The organism is Ruminococcus turbiniformis, from assembly GCF_020687545.1.
Classification (GTDB): domain Bacteria; phylum Bacillota; class Clostridia; order Lachnospirales; family Lachnospiraceae; genus Mediterraneibacter; species Mediterraneibacter turbiniformis.
This window is the reverse complement of sequence record NZ_JAJEQX010000027.1, coordinates 26534-48488: the sequence shown is the minus strand read 5'-3', so window position 1 is coordinate 48488 and position 21955 is coordinate 26534. Positions and strand designations below refer to the sequence as shown.

Annotated in this window: 20 protein-coding genes; 18 read left to right on the top strand and 2 right to left on the bottom strand. The window is 52.8% G+C overall.

Going from position 1 to position 21955, the window contains the following annotated elements; genetic code table 11:
- The first annotated feature begins 51 nt into the window (after window positions 1-51).
- Together LKD70_RS13665 and LKD70_RS13660 are read left to right on the top strand one after the other, a co-directional pair.
- Window positions 52-1758, top strand: a complete 1707-nt coding sequence (locus tag LKD70_RS13665) for an ABC-ATPase domain-containing protein (RefSeq protein WP_227708503.1) — start codon at window positions 52-54, stop codon at window positions 1756-1758.
- Between the two features lie 37 nt (window positions 1759-1795).
- Complete coding sequence (locus tag LKD70_RS13660) at window positions 1796-2329, top strand: prolyl-tRNA synthetase associated domain-containing protein (RefSeq protein ID WP_227708502.1); 534 nt, start codon at window positions 1796-1798, stop codon at window positions 2327-2329.
- 59 nt (window positions 2330-2388) lie between these two features.
- Here the strand turns inward: LKD70_RS13660 and LKD70_RS13655 are convergent, their stop codons facing one another.
- A complete protein-coding gene (locus LKD70_RS13655; protein WP_227708501.1) occupies window positions 2389-4158 on the bottom strand; it encodes a vWA domain-containing protein in 1770 nt (589 codons plus the stop codon).
- 109 nt (window positions 4159-4267) lie between these two features.
- Complete coding sequence (locus LKD70_RS13650) at window positions 4268-5173, bottom strand: AAA family ATPase (protein ID WP_227708500.1); 906 nt, start codon at window positions 5171-5173, stop codon at window positions 4268-4270.
- A 169-nt stretch (window positions 5174-5342) separates the two neighbouring features.
- On the opposite strand from LKD70_RS13650, the gene LKD70_RS13645 reads away from it, so the two are divergent.
- The 16 genes from LKD70_RS13645 to LKD70_RS13570 all read left to right on the top strand — a co-directional run bounded on the left by LKD70_RS13645 (window position 5343) and on the right by LKD70_RS13570 (window position 21847).
- The gene (locus tag LKD70_RS13645; protein WP_227708499.1) at window positions 5343-6242 is read left to right on the top strand and encodes a Cof-type HAD-IIB family hydrolase; all 900 of its coding nucleotides are present in this window, start codon (window positions 5343-5345) and stop codon (window positions 6240-6242) included.
- Window positions 6243-6325: 83 nt separating this feature from the next.
- A complete protein-coding gene (locus LKD70_RS13640; protein WP_227708498.1) occupies window positions 6326-7681 on the top strand; it encodes a MurT ligase domain-containing protein in 1356 nt (451 codons plus the stop codon).
- Window positions 7678-8439 (top strand): type 1 glutamine amidotransferase, encoded by a 762-nt coding sequence (locus LKD70_RS13635; RefSeq protein ID WP_227708497.1) that lies wholly within the window; start codon window positions 7678-7680, stop codon window positions 8437-8439. Before LKD70_RS13640 ends, LKD70_RS13635 begins: the two co-directional genes overlap by 4 nt.
- Window positions 8440-8473: 34 nt before the next feature.
- A complete protein-coding gene (locus LKD70_RS13630) occupies window positions 8474-8764 on the top strand; it encodes a hypothetical protein (RefSeq protein ID WP_227708496.1) in 291 nt (96 codons plus the stop codon).
- Window positions 8765-8804: 40 nt separating this feature from the next.
- Window positions 8805-9842, top strand: a complete 1038-nt coding sequence (locus tag LKD70_RS13625; RefSeq protein ID WP_227708495.1) for a leucine-rich repeat protein — start codon at window positions 8805-8807, stop codon at window positions 9840-9842.
- Window positions 9832-11172 (top strand): vWA domain-containing protein, encoded by a 1341-nt coding sequence (locus tag LKD70_RS13620; RefSeq protein ID WP_227708494.1) that lies wholly within the window; start codon window positions 9832-9834, stop codon window positions 11170-11172. Before LKD70_RS13625 ends, LKD70_RS13620 begins: the two co-directional genes overlap by 11 nt.
- 11 nt (window positions 11173-11183) lie before the next feature.
- Window positions 11184-12695 (top strand): AAA family ATPase, encoded by a 1512-nt coding sequence (locus LKD70_RS13615; RefSeq protein WP_227708493.1) that lies wholly within the window; start codon window positions 11184-11186, stop codon window positions 12693-12695.
- 19 nt (window positions 12696-12714) lie between these two features.
- Complete coding sequence (locus tag LKD70_RS13610) at window positions 12715-13350, top strand: lactate utilization protein (protein WP_227708492.1); 636 nt, start codon at window positions 12715-12717, stop codon at window positions 13348-13350.
- A 359-nt stretch (window positions 13351-13709) separates the two neighbouring features.
- Window positions 13710-14984, top strand: coding sequence for an AAA family ATPase (locus tag LKD70_RS13605; RefSeq protein WP_227708491.1), 1275 nt, complete (start codon window positions 13710-13712; stop codon window positions 14982-14984).
- Window positions 14985-15170: 186 nt separating this feature from the next.
- On the top strand, window positions 15171-16085 hold the full coding sequence (gene srtB / locus LKD70_RS13600) for a class B sortase (protein WP_227708490.1): 915 nt from the start codon (window positions 15171-15173) through the stop codon (window positions 16083-16085).
- Between the two features lie 69 nt (window positions 16086-16154).
- The gene (locus LKD70_RS13595) at window positions 16155-16373 is read left to right on the top strand and encodes a DUF951 domain-containing protein (RefSeq protein ID WP_227708489.1); all 219 of its coding nucleotides are present in this window, start codon (window positions 16155-16157) and stop codon (window positions 16371-16373) included.
- Window positions 16354-16758, top strand: a complete 405-nt coding sequence (locus LKD70_RS13590; RefSeq protein WP_227708488.1) for a DUF3842 family protein — start codon at window positions 16354-16356, stop codon at window positions 16756-16758. The genes LKD70_RS13595 and LKD70_RS13590 overlap by 20 nt, the downstream gene beginning before the upstream one ends.
- 378 nt (window positions 16759-17136) lie before the next feature.
- Window positions 17137-17892, top strand: a complete 756-nt coding sequence (gene larE, locus LKD70_RS13585) for an ATP-dependent sacrificial sulfur transferase LarE (protein WP_227708487.1) — start codon at window positions 17137-17139, stop codon at window positions 17890-17892.
- Window positions 17893-17976: 84 nt separating this feature from the next.
- Window positions 17977-18768 (top strand): nickel pincer cofactor biosynthesis protein LarB, encoded by a 792-nt coding sequence (gene larB, locus LKD70_RS13580; RefSeq protein ID WP_227708513.1) that lies wholly within the window; start codon window positions 17977-17979, stop codon window positions 18766-18768.
- The gene (larC, locus tag LKD70_RS13575; RefSeq protein WP_227708486.1) at window positions 18768-20207 is read left to right on the top strand and encodes a nickel pincer cofactor biosynthesis protein LarC; all 1440 of its coding nucleotides are present in this window, start codon (window positions 18768-18770) and stop codon (window positions 20205-20207) included. Before larB ends, larC begins: the two co-directional genes overlap by 1 nt.
- Window positions 20204-21847, top strand: a complete 1644-nt coding sequence (locus tag LKD70_RS13570) for an ABC transporter substrate-binding protein (RefSeq protein ID WP_407690973.1) — start codon at window positions 20204-20206, stop codon at window positions 21845-21847. The genes larC and LKD70_RS13570 overlap by 4 nt, the downstream gene beginning before the upstream one ends.
- Window positions 21848-21955: the final 108 nt, after the last annotated feature.

Here is a 21955-nt window from a genome sequence, read left to right as displayed (position 1 = left end):
GGCCGGAGCAGTAAGCTGCGGCGTACCCTGTTTTGAAAAAGGAGAAATGAAATGCAGTCATCAACAGATTTAAGAGAATTGCTTCACAGGATTGACCATCGCGGATATCCCGCGTATAAAGACACGCGAGGAATGTACCAGTTCCCGGGGTATGTTTTGTCGATCGACCATGTGCAGGGAGATCCTTTTGCGTCGCCCTCAAAGGTGAGTGTGAGAGTGGCCGGAAAGAATGCGGGATTCCCGCGGGAGCTGTACGCGCAGGCACATCAGCGCATCGCGCTCCAGGACGAACTGACGCGGCAGTTTGGCCGGCGGGCGGATCAGTTTGCGTTTAAGGCGAAGGGATCGGGAAAGAGCGGCCTTATCTCTGTAAGCCGCTGCTCTCAGGAAGTTCTGGAGCGGACGGCCTGCAGGATTGATCCGGCGGGCGGTGACGTGACTCTGCGCATGGAGATCGGATTCCCGGCAAACGGAAGAACGATCAACGCGGGAGAACTGGAGAAGATTCTCTTTCAGTTTGTGCCGGACTGTGTAAAACATTCGCTCTTTTATAAAAACATGGACGCAGCGCGTCTGCGCGCCATTGCGGATCTGGCGGAGGACCAGCAGTATATCAGAGAAATGCTGCCGGAGATGGGGCTGTGCGCATTCGTGGCGGACGGAAGCGTTTTGCCGAGAGAGTCGGGGATTTCCCCGAGACCGATGAAAGGCGGTGTGAAGTTCAGATCCCCGGAGGAGCTGAAAGTGACGATGAATCTCCCCCACAAAGGGAAGATTACCGGAATGGGAATCCGAAAAGGAATTACACTTATCGTCGGCGGGGGATATCACGGCAAGTCAACGCTCTTAAAGACGCTTGAGCTGGGCGTGTACAATCATATCGCCGGAGATGGAAGGGAATACGTGATCACGGACAACACTGCGGTAAAGATCCGCGCGGAGGACGGCAGGAGCATCTCGCGGACAGATATTTCCATGTTTATAAATGATCTGCCGAACGGGAAGGATACAACTGCGTTCTGCACAGAGGATGCCAGCGGAAGTACGTCGCAGGCGGCAAACGTGGTGGAGAGCATAGAGGCGGGGGCTTCGCTTCTGCTCATAGACGAGGACACAAGCGCTACGAACTTTATGATCCGTGATGAGCTGATGCAGCGCGTCATTCACCGGGATATGGAGCCGATTACGCCGTTTATCGAGCGGATACGGGAACTGTATGACTGCTACGGCATCTCGACGATTATCGTGGCGGGCAGCTCGGGCGCGTATTTTCATGTGGCGGACACGATCGTACAGATGGACCGGTACGTTCCGAAGGACATTACGGAATACGCGAAGAACGAGGCAAGGGATTACCCGGTGATCAGCAGCCCGGAAGAACCGGCAAAGAAGCCGGATTTCCGAAGATGCCCGAAGCCGTCGCCTGCGTTTAAGGGAAATGACCGGATCAAGATGAAGACGATGGGACGGGAAGCTGTCATGATTAACAAAGAGACGATAGATCTGCGCTATGTGGAGCAGATCACGGACAGCGAGCAGGTGACAGCGCTCGGATACTGTATGCGCTACGCACAGAAGCACATACTGGACGGCAGGAAAGAGATGCGGCAGGTTGTGGACGAGCTTGAACAGGCGGTGAAAAAGGGCACGCTTGCAGCGCTCTGTGAGAGCCAGTCAAGTGTTTCCTGTATGGCGGCTCCGAGACGGCAGGAGATCTTCGCCTGCCTGAACCGGTACAGGGGACTGAAACTGAGCTGAGGAGAACGATAAAACAGATAACAGGAGAGGAAAGAAAATGAAACTGGTAAGCGGAAGACCGGAGAATACAGAAGGACGGCTTGACAAGGAGATACGGGTTTACGACTTTCTTGATTCACTGGGAATAACTTATGAAAGAATAGATCATGAGGCGGCAATGACGATGGAGGCGTGTGAGGAGATTGACAGAACGCTCGATGCGGCGATCTGCAAGAACCTTTTCCTGTGCAACCGGCAGGAGACGGATTTTTATCTGCTCCTGATCCCGGGGGACAAGCCGTTTAAGACCAAATACCTGTCCGCCCAGATCGGTTCTTCCCGGCTTTCCTTTGCAAAGCCGGAGTATATGGAGAAATATCTGGATATCACGCCGGGGTCGGTGAGCGTGCTCGGCCTGATGAACGACCACGAGAATAAGGTGCAGCTTCTCATCGATGAGGACGTTCTGACAGACGAGTATTTCGGCTGCCATCCGTGCATCAATACATCCAGCCTGAAAATCAGGATGGAAGATCTGACCGGGAAGATTATTCCCGCGCTGGGACATGAGCCGAAGATGGTCAAACTCTAGGAGGCTGCCGGGCAGCAGCCCGTGCAGTCCCCGCGCGGTACGATCATCCGGCTGAAAAATTATCCTGACAGGTCTGCGATCTTTTTCTGCAGCAGTGCGCCCACGGCCCCGGCCATCTGTTTGATGTCTTCAATCCGGACGAAGTCATTTCCGTATATTTTTCGGGCGGCCCGGGTGTCCCCGTCGCTGCCGTTTAATATGGCCATGACCTGAGTCCCGCTCTTTCTTAATCGGCGCACTTCCTCTGCTGTGTCTTCCACACCCGCGTCTCCGGAGTAGTCCCGGCTTAAGAGATGCCCGCTGAGCTGTCCGTTTGGGCGGCCGTTTCCGGGGGCGGGAGGAAGCTTCCGGTCATCATTGGGACTTGCATCGGTGAGCACGATCAGAATCCGCTTTTCGGCGCGGGACGTGCTCATTAGATATCCGGCGCCCCTGAGCGCCAGTCCGTCCCGGTTCCACCCGGCAGCAAAATAGTCAAAGACAGAATCCGTACTGTCTGAATACCCGCAGAACCGCCGCATCACTGTATATCCCCTGAGACTCAGAAAAGAGAAGACCTGAACCGGAATCCGGCATTCCCGCAGGCTTTGCGCGATCACATACGCCTGTGCGGCGATGATCTCCTGACTCTGAAGACGGGAGGCGGAGGCGTCAAGCATCAGATCCACGGAGAAATCCGGCCGCTCTTCCCGGAAAACGTCGGAGAAAACCCGCTCGTCGTTGAGATACACGGCTCTCCACATCTCGGAAGGAAAGAGCTGCCCTGTGCGGCTTCTCACCTTCAGGGGCTGCGGATAGACGAGCATGGCGTTCTGAATCCGGGAAGAGAGCCTGCGGATGCTGTTCTGATAGAAATGACGGTTGTCGCGGTAGTGCAGCCTGTTCTGGGCGGCCTGTGCCTGTGCGCCCTGCACGGCTCTGAGAATGAGCGGATCTGAGGAGGCACTGGCGGGATGTTCCCCGTCCGTAAAATACAGATGCATCCCTTCGTGCCGGTCCGTGCACAGAAGCTGCTCGATTTTGCTGCTGTCCTCTCTGCCGTACATCGGAAGGCCGAAGCAGTTTTCGATATAGGCAAGGTTTTCTGCTTCATCTGCCGGGCCGGACAGAGATTTTTTCCCGGTTCTGCGGGCAGTGACGATTCCGTTTCCAGAAGTGTCGCGGGCGAACGTCAGGTCCTCGGAGCGGATGACGCGGGAGGGGAGAGCGCGGGATGCGTATGCAGCCAGCGCGTTTTTCAGTTTCAGGAGAGGGGAGTGTACTGTGCGGTCCGCGTCAAAGCGGAAATAGGTTCTGAGAACCCGGGCAGCCTGTTCCGCCAGCTGGCGGCTGTTTAAGTTTCCGCTGAAAGAAAGTTCATTGAAAAGACGCCTCTCCCACGGGTTTACAAGCCCCGGCGCACGGCCCAGGACGGTGTTCCATCGGGCGGCCTGGAGAGCGTAAACGAGGCTGTTTTGTGCCATCCACTGCTGGCGGGACTTTGAGAACTGCTGATCGAAAAACTGTTCTGCGCAGGAAAGACGGAGCTCGGAGAGGACAGGACGCTCCCGAACTTCCCGCTCGTAGGCGCAGTTCTCCAGACCGATCCAGAGCACGCCGTCCAGAGTCTCTCTCATAAGAGAGAGGCCGACCGCGTCAAAAAGACCGGAGAGTTCCTCTCCGCCGTACCATTTCCGGACGTATCCGATGACGGAATTCATATAAAAATCGGGCTTCCCGTCCTGGGTGAAGGCGAGAAAATCCGGTTCAAACCCGTATTCTCCGGCAGCGGTCCATACGAGGTTGAGCGCTCTCTGCCGGGCGGAACGGTTCTGTTCATAACTTTCCATAATCTGTCTCGCTCCCTGCTTTTTATCTGTTTATCTGCATTTGTCACTAACTATCTGCAACCGCCTTTTTGTATTCGATCCGCCCTGCAACCGGATTCTGGCTTTCCGGTTAATCGAAAAAGGAAGAACTCCGGGCATTTTTTGAGATGCGTGACGCGATGATATCCCGCACGAGAGACTGCTCGTAGCTGTCGAAGGTCTTGTTTGTGATTCCCATGTCCAGCGCGGGAAGCGGGGAAAGACCGGCGCGGATGAGCCGGACAGCGTCGAGCAGCCCGCGCAGATCAAGCACTTTCGGCGTCAGCTCCCCGTTCTGGCATTTCTTTCCGATATCCGTGAACAGTCCTGCAAACTGAGCTGCCGCCTGGCGGTTTATGTCGGGAAAATCCTTCCGGAGAAGCTTCTCAAGGTTGTCCTGCGTGATTTCCGGCATATGGATGACTACAAAGCGGGAGGCGAGGGCTTCGTTGAGCTCGCGCGTCCCGGCGTACCCGTAATTCATTGTCGCAATGAAACGGGCGGCGTCGTGCACGCGGATGGCGTCGTATCCGGGAACGCTGATCATGCGCCGGAAGTCGAGGACAGAGTGGAGCACGGCAAGAGCTTCGTTTCTGGCCATATTGATCTCATCCAGGATGCAGAAGCCTCCCTGGTCGGCGCACTGATATACCGGCCCCGGGCGGAATACGACCTGGCCGTCCCGGAACGTATCCGTACCGATCATGTAGGATGCGTCCATATTGATATGGAACGAGACGCCAAAGGATGGTCTGCCGAAGACAGCGGCGAGATTGTCCGCCAGGACGTTTTTACCGGTTGCCTTTGCGCCCGCGAGCAGGAGATTTTCCCCGCAGAGAAGAGCCTGGGCTGCCTGTTCCCACACTTCTTTTCCATAGTAGAGATAGCGCGGCCGGATGGTGAAAGTATCGGTCTCTGACGGGTATTTTTCCCGGAACTGTTCGATCTGCCGTATGATCTGTTCACTGACATGTTCTTCTCTTAGAAATTCAAGCATAGTGGTCACCTCACTGCGTTTTCTGACGTAATCAGTATAGCATTACGGGGGACAGGTGACAACTTGAACAGCAGGACATTGCCGGAGATGTGTGACAACTTTTTGTATGCAGTTGCAGGAAACGCCTAAAACTTATATAATCTATAGCGTGAAAAGGAGAGAAACAGAGATGATAAAAGTAATAGCAAGTGATATGGACGGCACTCTTCTGGGAGATGACCATAAGCCGGCTCCGGAGACGCTTCAGGCGATCCGGGAAGCGTGCAGTGCGGGGATCCGGTTCATGATCGCCACGGGCAGAAATTTTCCCGGGGCAATGGCGGAGCTTGAGGGAGCCGGACTGGTGTGTGATTATATTTTAAGCAGCGGGGCGGAAGTCCGCGACCGGGAGAAGCGGATCGTCAGGACATGGCCGATCAGCATGGAGCAGTGCAGACGGATCTATGAACAGCTCAGAGATTATCCGGTATCTGTCATTTTCTGTACAGACGGCCCGGACTACCGTATCGGGACGCCGGAGGAGACAGAGGAGAGCCTGATCCTTCAGATCCAGGATTTCCATGCAAACGCGCCCCGGGAAGAGGTAGAGAAACTTCCGCTCTATCAGAGAATGAGAGAGAATACAAGGGCCGTGTCCGGACTGGATGAGCTCGAGGCGGCAGGGGTTCCGGTTTACAAGGTGTTCCTGTTTTCCAAAGACACGGACATGCTGGATAAGATCAGAAAAGAGCTGGAGAAACAGAAGGATCTTGCAGTGGCGTCATCTTTTGCGACGAATCTGGAGATCACGGATGTGAAGGCGCAGAAAGGGCCTGTTCTCAAAGAATATATCGAATCGCTGGGATATACAATGGACGAGGTGATGGTGCTTGGAGACAGCCTGAATGACTATTCCATGCTGTCTATGGACTTCGGGGCAACCGTGGCCATGGAGAATGCATCGCCGGAGATTAAAGAGGCGGCAAAATACATCACGAAGTCAAACACGGATCTGGGAGTGGCGTACGCTGTCAGAGAAGTGCTCAGAAGGCAGAAGTCCCCTTGTGCGGGAGAAGAAAATCGCGTATAATATGCCGAAGAAAAGCCGGCACGCCAAAGGAAAAGGCGGCCGAACTTTTATACTTAAGCTTAAGAAAGAGTTGGTTCATAATTATGAGATTGAGAAGCAGACTTGCGGTCAGATGCGCTAAATTTACAAGCGCGCTGATCAGGAAATTAAACCGGGGGAGCGGAGTGACGCTTCCGGGATATGTGGCCCGCCGGATTGATCCGGATATTCTGCGGGAGATGGCAGGCCAGGTGAGAGGAAAGATCATTGTTACCATGGGGACGAACGGGAAGACGACGACGAACGCGATTCTCTGCCGCGCCCTGGAGTCAGAGGGAAAGAAAGTCATTATCAACAGAACCGGCGCAAACATGTTAAACGGAATTATCTCCGCATTTGTGCTGGCGACGGATGCAAAGGGGAATCTTGACGCGGACTACGCCTGTATCGAGGTGGACGAGATCGCGTCGGTGGGAGTGCTGCCGCGCCTCCGCCCGGACTGTGCGTTGCTTACGAATATTTCCAGAGACCAGTTAGACCGGTTCGGCGAGGTGGATATCACGTACAACAAGCTTATGACCGCGGTAAAGAGCGTGCCGGATACAACGCTGATTATTAACTGCGATGATATCCTGTCCTACTCTCTGGCGGAAAAGAGCGGGAATCCGTTTGTGACTTACGGGATCAGCGAGCAGATCTTTGATGATATCTCACGCTCCGAGATCCGGGAGAGCATCTTCTGCCGGAACTGCGGGAAGAAGCTGGAGTATGATTTTTTCCACTACGGCCAGCTCGGGATCTACCACTGTCCGAATTGCGGATGGAAGCGGCCGGATCCGGACTACACGGCGGAGAAGATCGAGTTAAAAGACGAGCTGTATTCTTTTGACATGGACGGAATGCGCATCGATTCCACTGCCAGAACGCCGTATAATATCTACAACACACTCTCGGCGTACACAGCACTGAAAACACTGGGAGCCGGCCACGCCGGATTTAAGGATATGATCGAGGCGTTTGACTACGGAAACAACAGGGAGAGTATCTTTACGATTAACGGCGCCCGGGTTCAGCTCCATCTGGCGAAGAACCCGATCGGATTTCAGCAGAAAGTTTCCCTCGTGCTCAAAGACCCGAAGCCGAAGGACATTATCATTCAGATCAACGACACGTATCAGGACGGAGAGGATATTTCCTGGCTGTGGGATGTGGATTTCCAGTATCTCGCGGACAGCAGCGCACAGAGAATCATCACTGCGGGAACGAGAAAACACGACATGGGGCTGCGCCTGAAGTATGAGGACATTCCGTGCGAATCCACCTCAGACCTTAAGGCTGCGGTGACGGACTGCACGCAGAACGGAACGAAGAACCTGTATGTGATCGTGAACTATTCCGGGCTGTACAGCACGAATCATATGCTCACAGAACTTGAGAAAAACGGAGGTGCGGATTCATGAAAAAGCTGACAATCGGACACCTGTATCCGGATCTTCTGAATCTTTACGGCGACAGAGGAAATATCCAGTGTTTCCGCAAGCGTCTGGAATGGCGCGGGATGGAGGCGGAAGTGATCCCCTTCCTCTCGGGAGAGAAGATTGATTTTACGAAGCTCGATATCGTTCTGCTCGGCGGAGGTTCAGACAGAGAGCAGGAGCTTGTATGCGGGTTTTTAAAAGAGATCCGGGATGATTTCAGAGAATATGTGGAGAATGACGGAGTGGTTCTCGCCGTGTGCGGAGGATACCAGCTCCTCGGGAAGTACTATAAAACCGATAAAAAGATGATCGAAGGACTTGGAATACTCGATATCACGACCGAGTGGGAACCGGAGAGGCTGATCCGCAATATCGTCCTTCAGAGTCCCCTTTTCGAGCGCCCGGTGGTCGGGTTTGAAAATCACGGAGGACGCACGTACATCGGAGACCACACTCCGTTCGGAAAGGTATTCTACGGACTTGGAAATACGGGAAAATCCGGATATGAGGGCGTTGTGTATAAAAATGTAATCGCCACGTACCTGCACGGGCCGCTTCTGCCGAAAAACCCGCACGTATGCGATCACCTGCTCAAACGGGCGCTCCAGAGAAAATACGGGGCGGACGTGGAGCTTGAGCCTCTGCCGGACGAACTGGAGCACAAGGCGAACAGCTATATTGTGAACCGATACAGTGACAGAAAATATATTCTCAAAGAGACAATCAAAAGGCATACCTGATATCCGGCGCTGTTCATGAGCGGACGGCTGCCGTATGCGGGCCGGATTCCAGAAAGGAGCGCGGCGGTATGGGACATATCAGAGAAAAGAGCGTTTTATATGGGACTCCTCCATGGTTGACCGGAAGAGAGGGATACCGGGATATGTCTCCATCGTGGGCCATGTCCCGACTTTTATTATACGGGGCTATCCGGGGGAGCCTGCCGCGATATGGCGAAGCCCGGACGGAAGGCTCATCGATGTGGACTGCGGAGCGGCGTTCCCGGAACATGGCGGGCGGCTGGGCTGCCTGTGTCTGGACACGGACGAGGAATTTTATGTTTGATTATGTTTGAGAAGTTTGAGAAAGGCTGGAAGATTCGGGAATGAAGATTGCGTACAGAGAGCGGGAAGACGGGATTGAGATCGTCCGTTTATGGGGAACGGACGGCAATATTGTCGTACCGGATCAGATCGGCGGAAAGCCTGTGGTGCGCGCGGATGCGTACGCGTTTTCGGGCAGAAATGACAGTGGAAATGGCAATGGAAATCTCAGCGGAAATGGCAGTGGAAATCCCGGCAGAAATCCCGGGGAAAAGAGCGGTTCTTCTGCCGGTCCGGAAAGCGGCGTCCTTATGTGGGAGAGCAGCGATAACCGTATGTTTGAAAGCGGGGAGCGCCTTCTGGCTGGAGATGCGGTGGAGAGCGTGCGTTTCCCGGACAGCATGGAGGAGATCGGCAGATATGTTTTTTACGGCTGCCGGAACCTCAGGAAACTGTCCTTTTCCGACCGGCTGACGGGAATCGGAAGCGGTGCATTTACCAGATGCAGGTCGCTTTCCGAGCTGGATGTGCGGCTGAATCAGGGCAGCAGAACCTGTGTGCCCGACATTCTGGGGGATCTGTGGCAGCGGATCGACGTGACATTCCGGAAGGGAGAACGTGAGATACGGCTTGTCTTTCCCGAACACTACGAGGAGGCGGTGGAGAATACTCCCGCACGGATTCTCTTTACCCAGCACCACGGTTCAGGGAACAATTACAGACAGTGTTTTTACAACAAAGAGATGGACTACCGGAAATATGACTCTCTTTTCTATTCTGCCAGGGCGCAGGATCGTGTGGATGTGATTGCAGACATTATATTTGCAAGACTGTTGTATCCCGAGGATCTGACAGAGAGCGCGGAAGAAGAGTATGAGTCTTATATCCGTTCAAACGGGGCGCAGGTGGCCGGATACCTTACAGATACGGAAAACATGAAGGCACTCAGGGAGATGTCCGGGCGCGGACTGTGGAACGCAGAAACGATGGATCAGGCAGTTGATTATGCGTCAAAGACAGGCAGAAGGGAAGTGCTTGCGTTTCTCATGAATGAGAAACAGCGGCTGTTCCCTTCCGGGAGGAAGAAGTATGAACTCTGAAAAAATGCAGCAGACAGCGGAGGACGCTGCGGCGAGACTGGAGCAGATCGGGCGGGAGATTCTGGGAATATGCAGGGATGAACTGTATTTTTCCATGCGGTTTCTCGATGTGGCTCTGAGCAGTTTCGCGTATGTGATGGACGCGTCGGTAAGCCCCTTCGGGACGGACGGGTATCATATGTATTTCCACCCCGGAGAGCTGGGCGGACTTTACAGGGAAAACCGGATTCTGGCGAACCGGGGATATCTTCATATGGTGCTTCACTGCGTATTCCGGCATATGTTTAAAAACGTGCCGGGAATTTCAGATGCTTCTGCCGGGAGCATGGCGCTCCGGTATTTTGACCTGAGCTGCGACATCGCAGCGGAGCATATCATCGACGGGTGCGACCTGCGCCCGGTACGGTTCTCAAGAAGCCTTCTGAGGAGAGAGACATACCGGAAGATGGAAGCCGGAGGACACGTGCTCAATGCAGAGCGTGTCTTTCGCATTCTTCTTGAATGGAACCTTTCGGAGAAGGAAATCTCCCTTCTGGAAGAGGAGTTTCGGACGGATGATCACCGTTACTGGCGTGAACAGGGGAAAAAGCGGCCGCCGGATCAGGAGCTTCAGAACCGCTGGCGGGACATCGACGAAAAGATGGAGACAGATCTTGAGACGTTCTCAAAGGAAGCGGCGGAGAAGAGCGGAGACTTCCTCGGAGAGCTGAAAGTGGAAAACCGGCGGAAACACGATTACAGAGAGTTCCTGAGAAAATTTTCCGTATTCCGGGAGGAGCTGAGGGCGGATCCGGACACGTTTGATTATGGATTTTACAGTTACGGGCTGTCCATGTACGGCAACATGCCGCTGATTGAGCCGCTTGAGACGAGGGAGGTCCGGAAGATCGAGGAGTTCGCCGTTGTGATCGACACGTCCATGTCGTGTTCGGGAGAGCTGATCCGCCGGTTTCTGGAAGAGACATACAGTGTTCTGAGTGAGAATAACAGCTATTTCCTCAAAGTGAATATTCACATCATTCAGTGCGATGAGAAAGTGCAGCAGGATGTGAAAATCACATCGGAGGAAGAGCTGAAGTCATATATGGAGAATTTCAGGCTGTACGGAGAGGGCGGCACAGATTTCCGTCCCGCGTTCGCCTATGTGGATGAACTGGCAGCGAAAGGCGAGTTTACGAACCTGAAAGGACTCATTTATTTTACCGACGGGTACGGGATTTACCCGGAGAAAATGCCGCCTTACCGGACGGCCTTCGTATTTCTGGAAGAGGACTATCGGGATACGGATGTTCCGCCCTGGGCGATTCGGCTGATCTTAAGTGAAAATTAGGAGGAAGACATTTGGATATCAGACGGGCAAAACAGGAGATCAAAGATACAGTGGAGGCATATCTTGCGAAAGACGAATACGGGGCGTATCAGATACCGGTGATCCGGCAGCGCCCGGTCCTTCTCATGGGCCCTCCGGGAATCGGAAAGACACAGATCATGGAGCAGATCGCAAAGGAGATGAAGATCGGTCTTGTCGCCTATACGATCACCCATCACACGCGGCAGAGTGCGGTGGGGCTGCCCTTTATACGGGAGAAGGAGTACGGCGGGAAGATGTACTCGGTGACAGAGTACACGATGAGCGAGATTATCGCCTCCGTGTATGAAAAGATGGAGCAGACCGGGATGAAGGAGGGGATTCTCTTCCTCGATGAGATCAACTGCGTGTCCGAGACACTGGCGCCGGCCATGCTGCAGTTCCTTCAGGCCAAGACATTCGGCACCCACAGTGTGCCGGAGGGGTGGATTATCGTTGCGGCCGGAAATCCGCCGGAGTATAATAAATCTGTGAGGGAGTTCGATGTGGTGACGCTGGACCGCTTGAAAAAGATCGATGTGGAGGCGGACTTCCCGGTGTGGAAGGAGTACGCCTACCGCACAGGGGTTCACCCGGCGGTGATCTCTTATCTTGAAATGCGGAGAGAGAATTTCTGCCGTGTGGAGAACACGGTGGACGGCAAACGGTTCGCCACTGCCAGAGGATGGGAGGATCTGTCCCGGCTGATTCAGGTGTATGAGATGCTCGGGAAAAAGGTGGACCGGGATGTGGTGTATGAATATATTCAGCACAGATCCGCCTCAAAAGACTTCGCAAATTATCTGGAACTCTATTATAAATACCGGACGGATTACAGAGTGGAGGACATTCTGGAAGGCAAGTGGGACGATCTGACGCTGAAAAAGATCAACGCCGCGGCACTGGATGAGCATTTGAGCGTAGTCAGCCTTTTGAGCGGACGGCTGGGAAATATGTTTGCTGACTGTTACAGACTGGATGCGTATGTGGCGAAGCTCTATGAATATCTGATCTACTACAGGGACAACCGGGCAGTTATGATGCTGGACGATGTGCGCGTCATGGCGGAAAACGACCTGAAAGAACAGAAAAAAGCGGAGCTTCTGACGCGGGAGGAGGAGCAGATTCTCATCCGTACGGCCGAGACGCTGGGACGGTTCGCCCGGGAGTTAAAAGGCGAGCTCTTTATCGGGGACAGTGCGTTTGATGAAGTGCGCACGATGTTTGAAAGAGAGCGGGCACAGCTCGATGAGATGAGTGCCGACGCTTCTGTGGCGCTGGAAAACGTGTTCCGATTTATGGAGGAGGCGTTTGGCGAGAGTCAGGAGATGGTCTCATTTGTCACGGAGCTCAACGCGAACTATTACAGCGTCTGGTTTATAAAGGAGAACGGAAGTGATCTGTACTACCGGTATAATAAGGGACTGCTCTTTGACGAGCGCAGAGAGAGCGTGGTAAGGCAGATGGAAGAGGCGGAAGAGATGCTGAACAGAGGGATTAAGTAGCGGAGGAAGGTAAAGAAAAATGGATGTAAGACAGAAAAGAAATGAAGCTCTTGGAAAACGTGTTGTAAAAGCGCTTGAATCGAGAAACATGGAGGCGTATTATGCTGCGTCAAAAGAGGAAGCGGTAAAAAAGGCTCTGGAGCTGATCCCTGAGGGCAGTTCGGTCAACATGGGAGGATCAGCGTCAGTGCGCGAGGTCGGGCTGCTGGATGCAGTCAGTTCCGGAAATTATGAGTTTTACGACCGCGATAAAGCTGCAACTCCGGAGGAAAAAAACGAGATTGCATTAAAAGCTTTTACGTGCGACTGGTTTCTTGGCAGCGTAAATGCCATGAGCGAGGACGGTGTTTTTGTAAATATTGACGGAAATGCCAATCGCGTGGCAGCATATGCGTTCGGACCGAAAAATGTTCTTCTTATCGTCGGAATGAACAAAGTTGTTAAAACCGAGGAAGACGCGATGCACAGGGCAAGAAACGAGGCGGCTCCGATCAACACGCAGAGGTTTGGAATCGATACTCCATGTGTAAAAAACGGAAGCTGTTTTGACTGCAAGAGCCCGGACTGCATCTGCTGTCAGATTCTTGTAACAAGATTCAGCAGGATACCGAAAAGGTTTAAGATTATTCTGGTGGATGATGTGCTGGGTTTCTGATAGAGCCTGTTGAAAAAAATTCATATCTGATTTTCAGGTTATATGCCGGAAGATAGAAAAGATGGGGAGAGATCACGCCTACTGTGAAATGATCTCTCCCTGATTTGTACCCGTTTTTAACATGTTTTGATGAGTATATACAGGGCAGGATGGCGATTTATTTTGAGATATGCAAAATGAGGAAAGCATAGTAAAATAATGACATGAGCTGAAAAATCCTGGTGTGCCGGATATAGCTGGCGGTTTGTATGCCGGAGGAGAGGAGAGCGTGGATTCAATGCTGGACGGTATGACTTGGAAGAAGAAACTTCCGATCGGAATTGAGAATTTTGAGGAAATCCGAACAGAAGGGTTTTACTATGCTCCGGAGAATTCTGAATGAAGAGACTGACAGAATACAGAAGATGATTTCAGCAGATGCTCTGAATCGATATCAGAGAGATGCTCTGGAGAGGCTCTTGGATAATGAAATGAGCGATGCGGATCTGATGAATTCAATTCGTATGCTCTCAGCGATACTTTTTCAATATTATCAGAAGAAGGTCATAATTCTGATTGACGAATATGATGTGCCGCTGGCTAAGGCAAATGAAAAGGGATACTATGATGAGATGGTTGTTTTGCTCCGTAATATGTTTGAACATGCGCTTGAGACAAACGACAATCTCTATTTTGCGGTTCTGACGGGCTGTCTGAGGATTGCGAAAGAAAGTATTTTTACCGGACTGAACAATCTGAAAGTCCTTTCGATTACGGATGTACAGTTTGATGAGTATTTCGGATTTTCTGACAGTGAGGTACGAAAACTGCTGGAATACTATAATCTCTCAGAACATTATGTGCCGGTTAAAGAATGGTATGACGGTTATTGTTTTGGAAATGTAGAAGTCTACTGTCCGTGGGATGTGATCTGTTATTGTGATAAGCTGCGTATGAATCCGAACGCCAAACCGGAGACATACTGGTCTAATACCAGCGGAAACGATATTATCAGACACTTCATTGACGGGGCAAATGCAGGGACGAAACAAGAGATAGAGAAGCTGATTTCAGGAGAATGTGTGGCAAAAGCTGTCCGCCAGGAAATGACATACAAAGAACTGTATCAGTCTGTTGATAACATGTGGAGTGTTTTGTTTATGACCGGATATCTGACTCGGAAAGAGGAGCTGAAAGACGGCAGAGTACTTCTTGCAATTCCGAACACTGAGATAAGAAGTATTTTTGACGAACAGATCAGTGAATGGTTTATGGACAGGGTGAGAAGAGACGGAAAGTCGCTGGAAATTTTCTGCGAAGCGCTGAAAAGCGGAAATGTGGGTCTGGCGGAAAAGAAATTTGGCCTGCTCAGTTATAAGGACACGTGGTATATTTCGTCTAATAATAAAGAAACGGGTGCGGGATACAGTGATATTTTTGTTGAGATCAACGGAGAAAACATCGGCATCATTATAGAAATAAAGTATTCCGAAAATGAAGATTTGGAAGGAAAGTGCAGGGAGGCTCTTCGTCAGATTGAAGAGAAGGATTATGCTTCTCGAATGAGAATGGATGGAATACGCACCGTTTTGAAATATGGAGTTGCATGCCGGAGAAAAACCTGCAAGATGCTTTTGGAGCAGGGGGAATTATAGTGATGAAGATTATTCTTTGTGTTTTTCTGTAAAATGTGATATCCTATCTATGGCGCCGGTGACACCGACGCCAGTTAACTTTAAAACCGACAGTTATGTCAGCGAAACATAGAGGAACATGACATAACTCCTGCGCGGGCCCCGCAGAAGTGAAGAAGCGATGCCCGAACTTGGAGGACTGAAAAGATGGAAAAAAGAGACAGACATACAGTGGAGGACGGCCGGAGAACCCGTCCGGGCAGAAGAAGGCGGAGGAGAGGCGCGCGGCAGAATGATCGAAAGAGACAGGAAGCCATCCGCCGCCAGGAAGGAAACGGACGGGAAGAGTCAGTAAAAAATTCCGGGAAAAAGAAGCGGCAGAAAAGAGCTGCTTTCAATGCGGTGTCGGTTACGGTTCTGATCGCGGCGGTATGCGTGTTTGTATTTTCACTGTATCAGCTTGTCATGATGCTTGTCCCATACTATTCGGGAGGACAGGAATACGATGAGATCAAGGATATCGCGATTACCGCAGATGCGGACGGCAGCGGATTCAGTGTGGACTTCGACGCGCTGCTTGCGGAGAATCCGGATACTGTGGCCTGGATCCGTTTTGACCAGCCGGAGATCATCAGCTATCCGGTAGTGAAAAGCGCGGATAATGAAGAATATCTGACAAAGACTTTTTCGGCCAATGACAATAAACTGGGCGCCATCTTTATGGATATGAGAAACAGCACGGATTTCTCTGACAGAAACACATTTATTTACGGACACCACCTGAATGTGGGAGGAGAGATGTTCTCCCAGCTGCTTGAGTATGAAGATGAAGCTTTCTGTAAGGAACACCCGAATTTTTATATTTACACACCGGACGGGAAGGTTCGCACATATACGGTGTTTTCAGCAGGCGTGGTGAAAGACACTGCGGATAACTATAAGATTGATTATTCGTCTGATGCGGAGTATGAGGAGTATCTGGCACTCTGTCAGGAATCCTCGAACTATCAGGTGGATGTGGAGCTGAATGCACAGTCCCAGATTGTCAGCCTGTCCACATGTACGAATGTAAATGACGACGAACGTTTTCTTGTGCAGGGAGTGCTGACGGCGACGGACTGACAGAAAAGGGATGGCGGCGAGAACGGCAGAATCGGACTGACACAAAAGGGATGGAGAAAGGAACGGAGTATGGCAGACAGATTTGCAGTAGGAGATATTATCCGCATGAAAAAACCTCACCCGTGCGGGAGTCACGAGTGGGAGGTGCTGCGCGTGGGGGCGGATTTTCGCCTGAAATGTATCGGGTGCGGGCATCAGATCATGGTGCCGAGAAAGCTCGTGGAGAAGAATACGAGACAGATTACAAAAAAGGAAGAGAGGGAGTCTCATGAGAGTGCTGATCATTGACGGGCAGGGCGGAGGTCTTGGGCGTCAGCTTGTGGGCGCGGTGAAAGAGCGCTACCCGGATACAGAGGTGCTTGCGGTAGGTACAAACAGCATGGCTACCGGGGCGATGTTAAGAGCTGGGGCGGATCAGGCCGCTACGGGAGAGAACTCGGTGTCGGTTGCGGCTGCGAAAGCAGATGTGATCATGGGTCCGGTCGGAATTGTGATTGCGGATTCCATGCTCGGCGAGATTACACCTCGTATGGCTGCGGCAGTGGGACAGAGCCGTGCAAAGAGAATCTTGCTTCCGGTGAATCTCTGTGATAATATTGTCGTGGGCGTTACAGACGCGCCGATGGCGCAGAAAGTACAGATCGCGGTCGACAAGCTTGGCGAACTCATGTGAATACAGAGGAAAATTCCGGCAGGAAGCCGGGAAATACGGCAGCAGCCGGAGATGAAGAAAACTGCAGATAAGCTGCGGAAAACGGGAAAAGAGTGACGCGAAGAAGACTGGCGCAAAGAAAGATTGATAAGCGGCAGAAAAATCAGACGGAAACCGGATATGAACCGGAAATATTATCAAAAATAATACCAGAAATAATACCAGGAAGGTATTTGCTCTCAGAGGAGGGCGGATGCCTTCTTTTCTTTGTGCTGTCAGGAAAGCTGCGAGCGTGAGAAAACAGAGAAAAAGCTGGGAGCAGAGTGGAAAAGACAGAGAAAATGACAATTAAAGATAGAGAAAAACAAAAAGAACAGAGAAAAAGACGGAGGGAAAGAGATGACATTACAGGAATTTTTTAAGCAGCACCCCAAAGCGGCGATTGCGTTCTCCGGAGGAGTGGACTCCGCCTTCCTCCTCTGGGCTGCGGGAAAGTACGGGCGCGATGTATGCGCGTTTTATGTGAAGACGGTATTTCAGCCGGCTTTTGAACTGGAGGATGCGAAGCGGCTGGCCCGGGAGACGGGAGCGGCGCTGCGGGTGATAGAAACCGACATTCTGGATGTGCCGGAAGCGGCGGCAAACGGCCCGGACCGATGCTATTACTGCAAGAGAGCTCTGTTTACGAAGTTAAAAGAAGCGGCGGACGCGGAAGGATACCCGGTTCTTCTTGACGGGACAAACGCATCCGACGATGCGGAAGACCGGCCGGGAATGCGGGGGCTTAAAGAACTGAATGTCCGGTCGCCACTCCGCGAGTGTGGGATTACGAAGGCCGATGTGCGGAGAATGTCGCGGGAGGCAGGACTGTTTACATGGGAAAAACCGGCTTACGCCTGTCTTGCGACCCGCATCCCGACAGGGACGCCGATCACTCGGGAAGATCTTGCGCGAGTGGAACATGCGGAGAAGGTGCTGGCCGGTATGGGACTGTCTGATTTCAGAGTGCGGATGTACGCAGGTGCGGCAAGAATTCAGGTTACAGAAGAGCAGATGGATCTTGTCGTCGAGAATAGAAAGAAGATTATGGAGGCGTTGGGAGGACTTTTCCCGGCGGTCACTCTGGATCTGAATGTGAGGATGCCTTCGGAATAGGAAGAAGGCGGGACGGCAGAATATCAGGATAAAAGAATGGCAGAGATATCTGACGGAAAATATTTTGGAGAGAGGAAGACGGATATGGACAGCAAACACGAAATACTGACACTGCTCCGAAGTGTGGCGGATGGAAGCGTTACTCCGGAGCAGGCGCTTCTGAATCTGAAGGAAGCGCCATTTGAGGATTTGGACTATGCGAAGATTGACCTGCACCGGAGTGTACGCCAGGGGGCCTCGGAAGTGATTTACGGGGCAGGCAAGACACCGGAGCAGATCAGGGGAATTGTCACCGCGATGGGAGAAAAGGGGTGCAGAAACATTCTTGTTACGAGGATCAGTCCGGAGGCGGCAGATTGTCTGTGTGAAGCTGTGCCGGCAGATTACCACCCTCTTCCCCGGCTGGCGGTCGTCTACCCGGAGGAACGAAAACTCCGGGGGAATGTCGTGGTAGCGACCGGCGGGACGAGCGACATACCTGTGGCGGAGGAGGCGGCCCTTACTGCGGAAACGATGGGAAACAGAGTGACCAGGCTCTATGACGTGGGCGTGGCCGGGCTTCACCGGCTTCTGTCGAATCTGGACGAACTGATGAGCGCCCGCTGCGTTGTGGCTGTAGCAGGAATGGAAGGGGCGCTTGCGTCTGTCATAGGCGGGCTTGTGGACTGTCCTGTGATTGCAGTGCCGACAAGTGTCGGATACGGGGCGAGTTTCGGCGGCCTTTCCGCACTTTTGTCCATGCTCAACTCCTGTGCTTCGGGATGCAGCGTGGTAAATATAGATAACGGATTCGGCGCAGGGTATCTTGCGAGTATGATTAACCAGATGGAAGGAATAGAAGAAACAGAGCAGGGAGAAGAAAGGGGAACGAAATAATGAGGACACTGTATATTGAATGCAATATGGGAGCTGCGGGAGACATGCTCATGTCTGCGCTCTACGAACTTCTGGAAGACAGACAGGGCTTCCTTGATACGATGAACGGTCTCGGCCTTCCCGGAGTGGAGATTCAGGCGGAAAAGGGGACAACGTGCGGAATCGCGGGGACGCATCTGGCAGTCACTGTGTACGGGGAAGAAGAGACAGAGCCGGGGGATGGCCATGAACATCATCACGGCCATGACCATCATCATGAAGCGGAGCACTGTCATGACCACGGTCATGAACACCATTATGGGCATGAGCACAGCGACGAACAAGGTCACGAACACCATCATGAAGCAGAGTGCCGCCACGAACATGATCACGAACACGCGCATGAGCACGGCCACAGTCACGACCATGTACACAGTCATGAGCACAGCCACAATCATGCGCACGGCCATCACCATGCGGACCCGGGACATATTGCGGAGCTGATCGGCTCGCTTTCCCTTCCGGACAGTGTGAAAAGGGAAGCGCGCGCGGTATATGATGCGATCGCAGAGGCGGAGGCAGCGGCGCACGGCTGTCCGGTGGGAGATGTGCATTTCCACGAAGTGGGAGCGCTGGACGCGGTGGCGGACGTCACAGGGGTCTGCTATGCGATTTCCCTTTTGAAGCCGGAGCGCATTATTGTGTCGCCTGTTCATGTGGGAAGCGGGACGGTGCGCTGTGCCCACGGCGTTATGCCGGTGCCTGCGCCTGCCACGGCAAATCTGCTGAAGGGAGTGCCTGTCTACGGCGGCGCTGTGCAGGGTGAGCTGTGCACACCTACCGGAGCGGCTCTTCTGGTCCATTTTGCCGATTCTTTTGAGACAATGCCGGTGATGCGTACAGAGGGAGTCGGAATCGGAATCGGCACGAAGCAGTTTGAGCAGGCGAACTGTGTCAGAGCATTCATCGGTGAGACGGAAGATGAGAGCAGTGAGACGGTCTTTTCCGGCGGGGAAAACGGAGAGATTACAGAACTTGTCTGCAACATCGACGATATGACTCCGGAGATGCTTTCCTACGCCATGTCCCGGATTCTGGAGAAAGGCGCGCTGGATGTATATGCGACACCGGGAACGATGAAAAAAGGGCGCCCGGGGCATGTGCTGACTGTGCTGTGCCGGCCGGAAGAGGAAGAGCGGATGGCTCGCTGCGTTCTTGAGGAAACTACGACAAATGGACTCAGAGTGCGCAGATGCGGAAAATATTTCCTTACGCCAGGGAGCAGAAGCGTGCAGACGGAGTACGGCGAAGTCCGGATTAAAACAGCGGAAGGATTTGGTATCCGGCATGAAAAGCCGGAATATGAAGATGTGGCTGAACTCGCACAGAGAAACAGTGTTCCCTGTCAGCGCGTACAGGATGCGGCGATCAGGGCGATGGAGAAAGGAGAAATACAGTGAAGGGAAGAAAGCTGACATCCTGTGCTGCTGCATTCTGTCTGGCGATCTCGCTTCTTGCCGGATGTACCGGGGGGAGTGGGACAGAAGAGAGTGTGTCCGTCTCAGAGACGGAAACAGGAACCGGAGGGCAGGAGCAGGGGCAGACATCTGTAGTCATTGCCATGGGACCGACGTCGGAACCGGAGGCCGGGTTTGACCCTGCCTATGGATGGGGAGCCGGAGAACATGTCCATGAGCCGCTGATCCAGAGTACGCTTACTGTGACAAATGCGGATCTCACGGTGGGATATGATCTGGCCACAGGTTATTCTGCAAGCGAGGACGGCATGACATGGACGGTGACAATCCGGAATGACGCTTACTTTACCGATGGAGAACTGCTGACAGCCGGGGATGTGGCGTTTACATATAATACAGTGAAGGAAACCAGTTCGGTGAATGACTTTACCATGCTTGATTATGCGGAGGCGGTGGATGACACGACGGTAGTCTTTCATATGACGAGACCCTATTCGATCTGGCCGTACACGATGGCTGTTGTGGGAATCGTACCGGAACACGCCTATGACAGCGCCTCATACGGTTCCAATCCCATCGGATCAGGACGGTATATTCTGAAGCAGTGGGACCGGGGACAGCAGGTGATTCTTGAGGCAAATCCGGATTATTACGGAGAAGCCCCGAAGATGCAGCAGGTTACGATCCTTTTTATGGAAGAGGACGCTGCGTTTCTGGCGGCCCGGGCAGGTGAGGTGGATCTGGCGTACACATCGGCGACGTACTCGGATCAGACGGTTGACGGCTACAGCCTGGCTGCCTGCGCAAGTGTGGATAACAGGGGATTCAATCTTCCGGCTGTTTCGGAGCGAAAGGATGAGGATGGAAATACGATTGGAAATAATTTTACATCGGATGTGCTCGTCCGCCGCGCCATCAACATCGGCGTGGACCGGCAGGAGATGATTGATAACGTGCTGAATGGCTACGGAAGTCCGGCGTACAGCGTGTGTGACCAGCTTCCCTGGTATAATGAGGCTTCTGAGGTGGAGTATGATCCGGAGGAGGCGGCCGCGCTGCTTGACGAGGCGGGATGGCACATGGGCGATGACGGTGTCCGGGAGAAAGACGGGGTAAAGGCGGAGTTAAATCTTCTCTATTCTACAGGAGACACAGTGCGTCAGGCGCTTGCCGCGGATTTTGCGGGACAGATGGAAGAGCTTGGGATTTCCTGTACGCTCGAGGGCGTGGGCTGGGATACTGCCTATGACCGGGCGCTCAGCGACCCGCTCCTGTGGGGATGGGGCGCGCATACGCCGATGGAACTTTATAATATTTACCATACGCTTGAAGGGACGAACTCTGCCGGGTACTCGCCGTATTCCAATGAGACAGTGGATGCCTACATGGATCAGGCTCTTGCCAGCAGTGATCTGGAAGAATCCTATGAACTCTGGAAACTGGCTCAGTGGGACGGGACAACCGGGGTGACTCAGGACGGCGACATTCCCTGGGTATGGCTCGTCAATATTGATCATCTCTACTGGGTGAGAGACGGGCTGAATGTGGCTGAACAGAAGATTCATCCTCATGGGCACGGCTGGTCTGTCGTCAATAATGTGGATCAGTGGACGTGGTCATAAAGATACAGCCGCAGAAAGATATTGCCGCGAAAAGGCATGGCTGTGGAAAAATATGACCGCGAAAAGATGTGGCTGTGGAAAGACATGGCCGCGAAAAAGTATGATCTC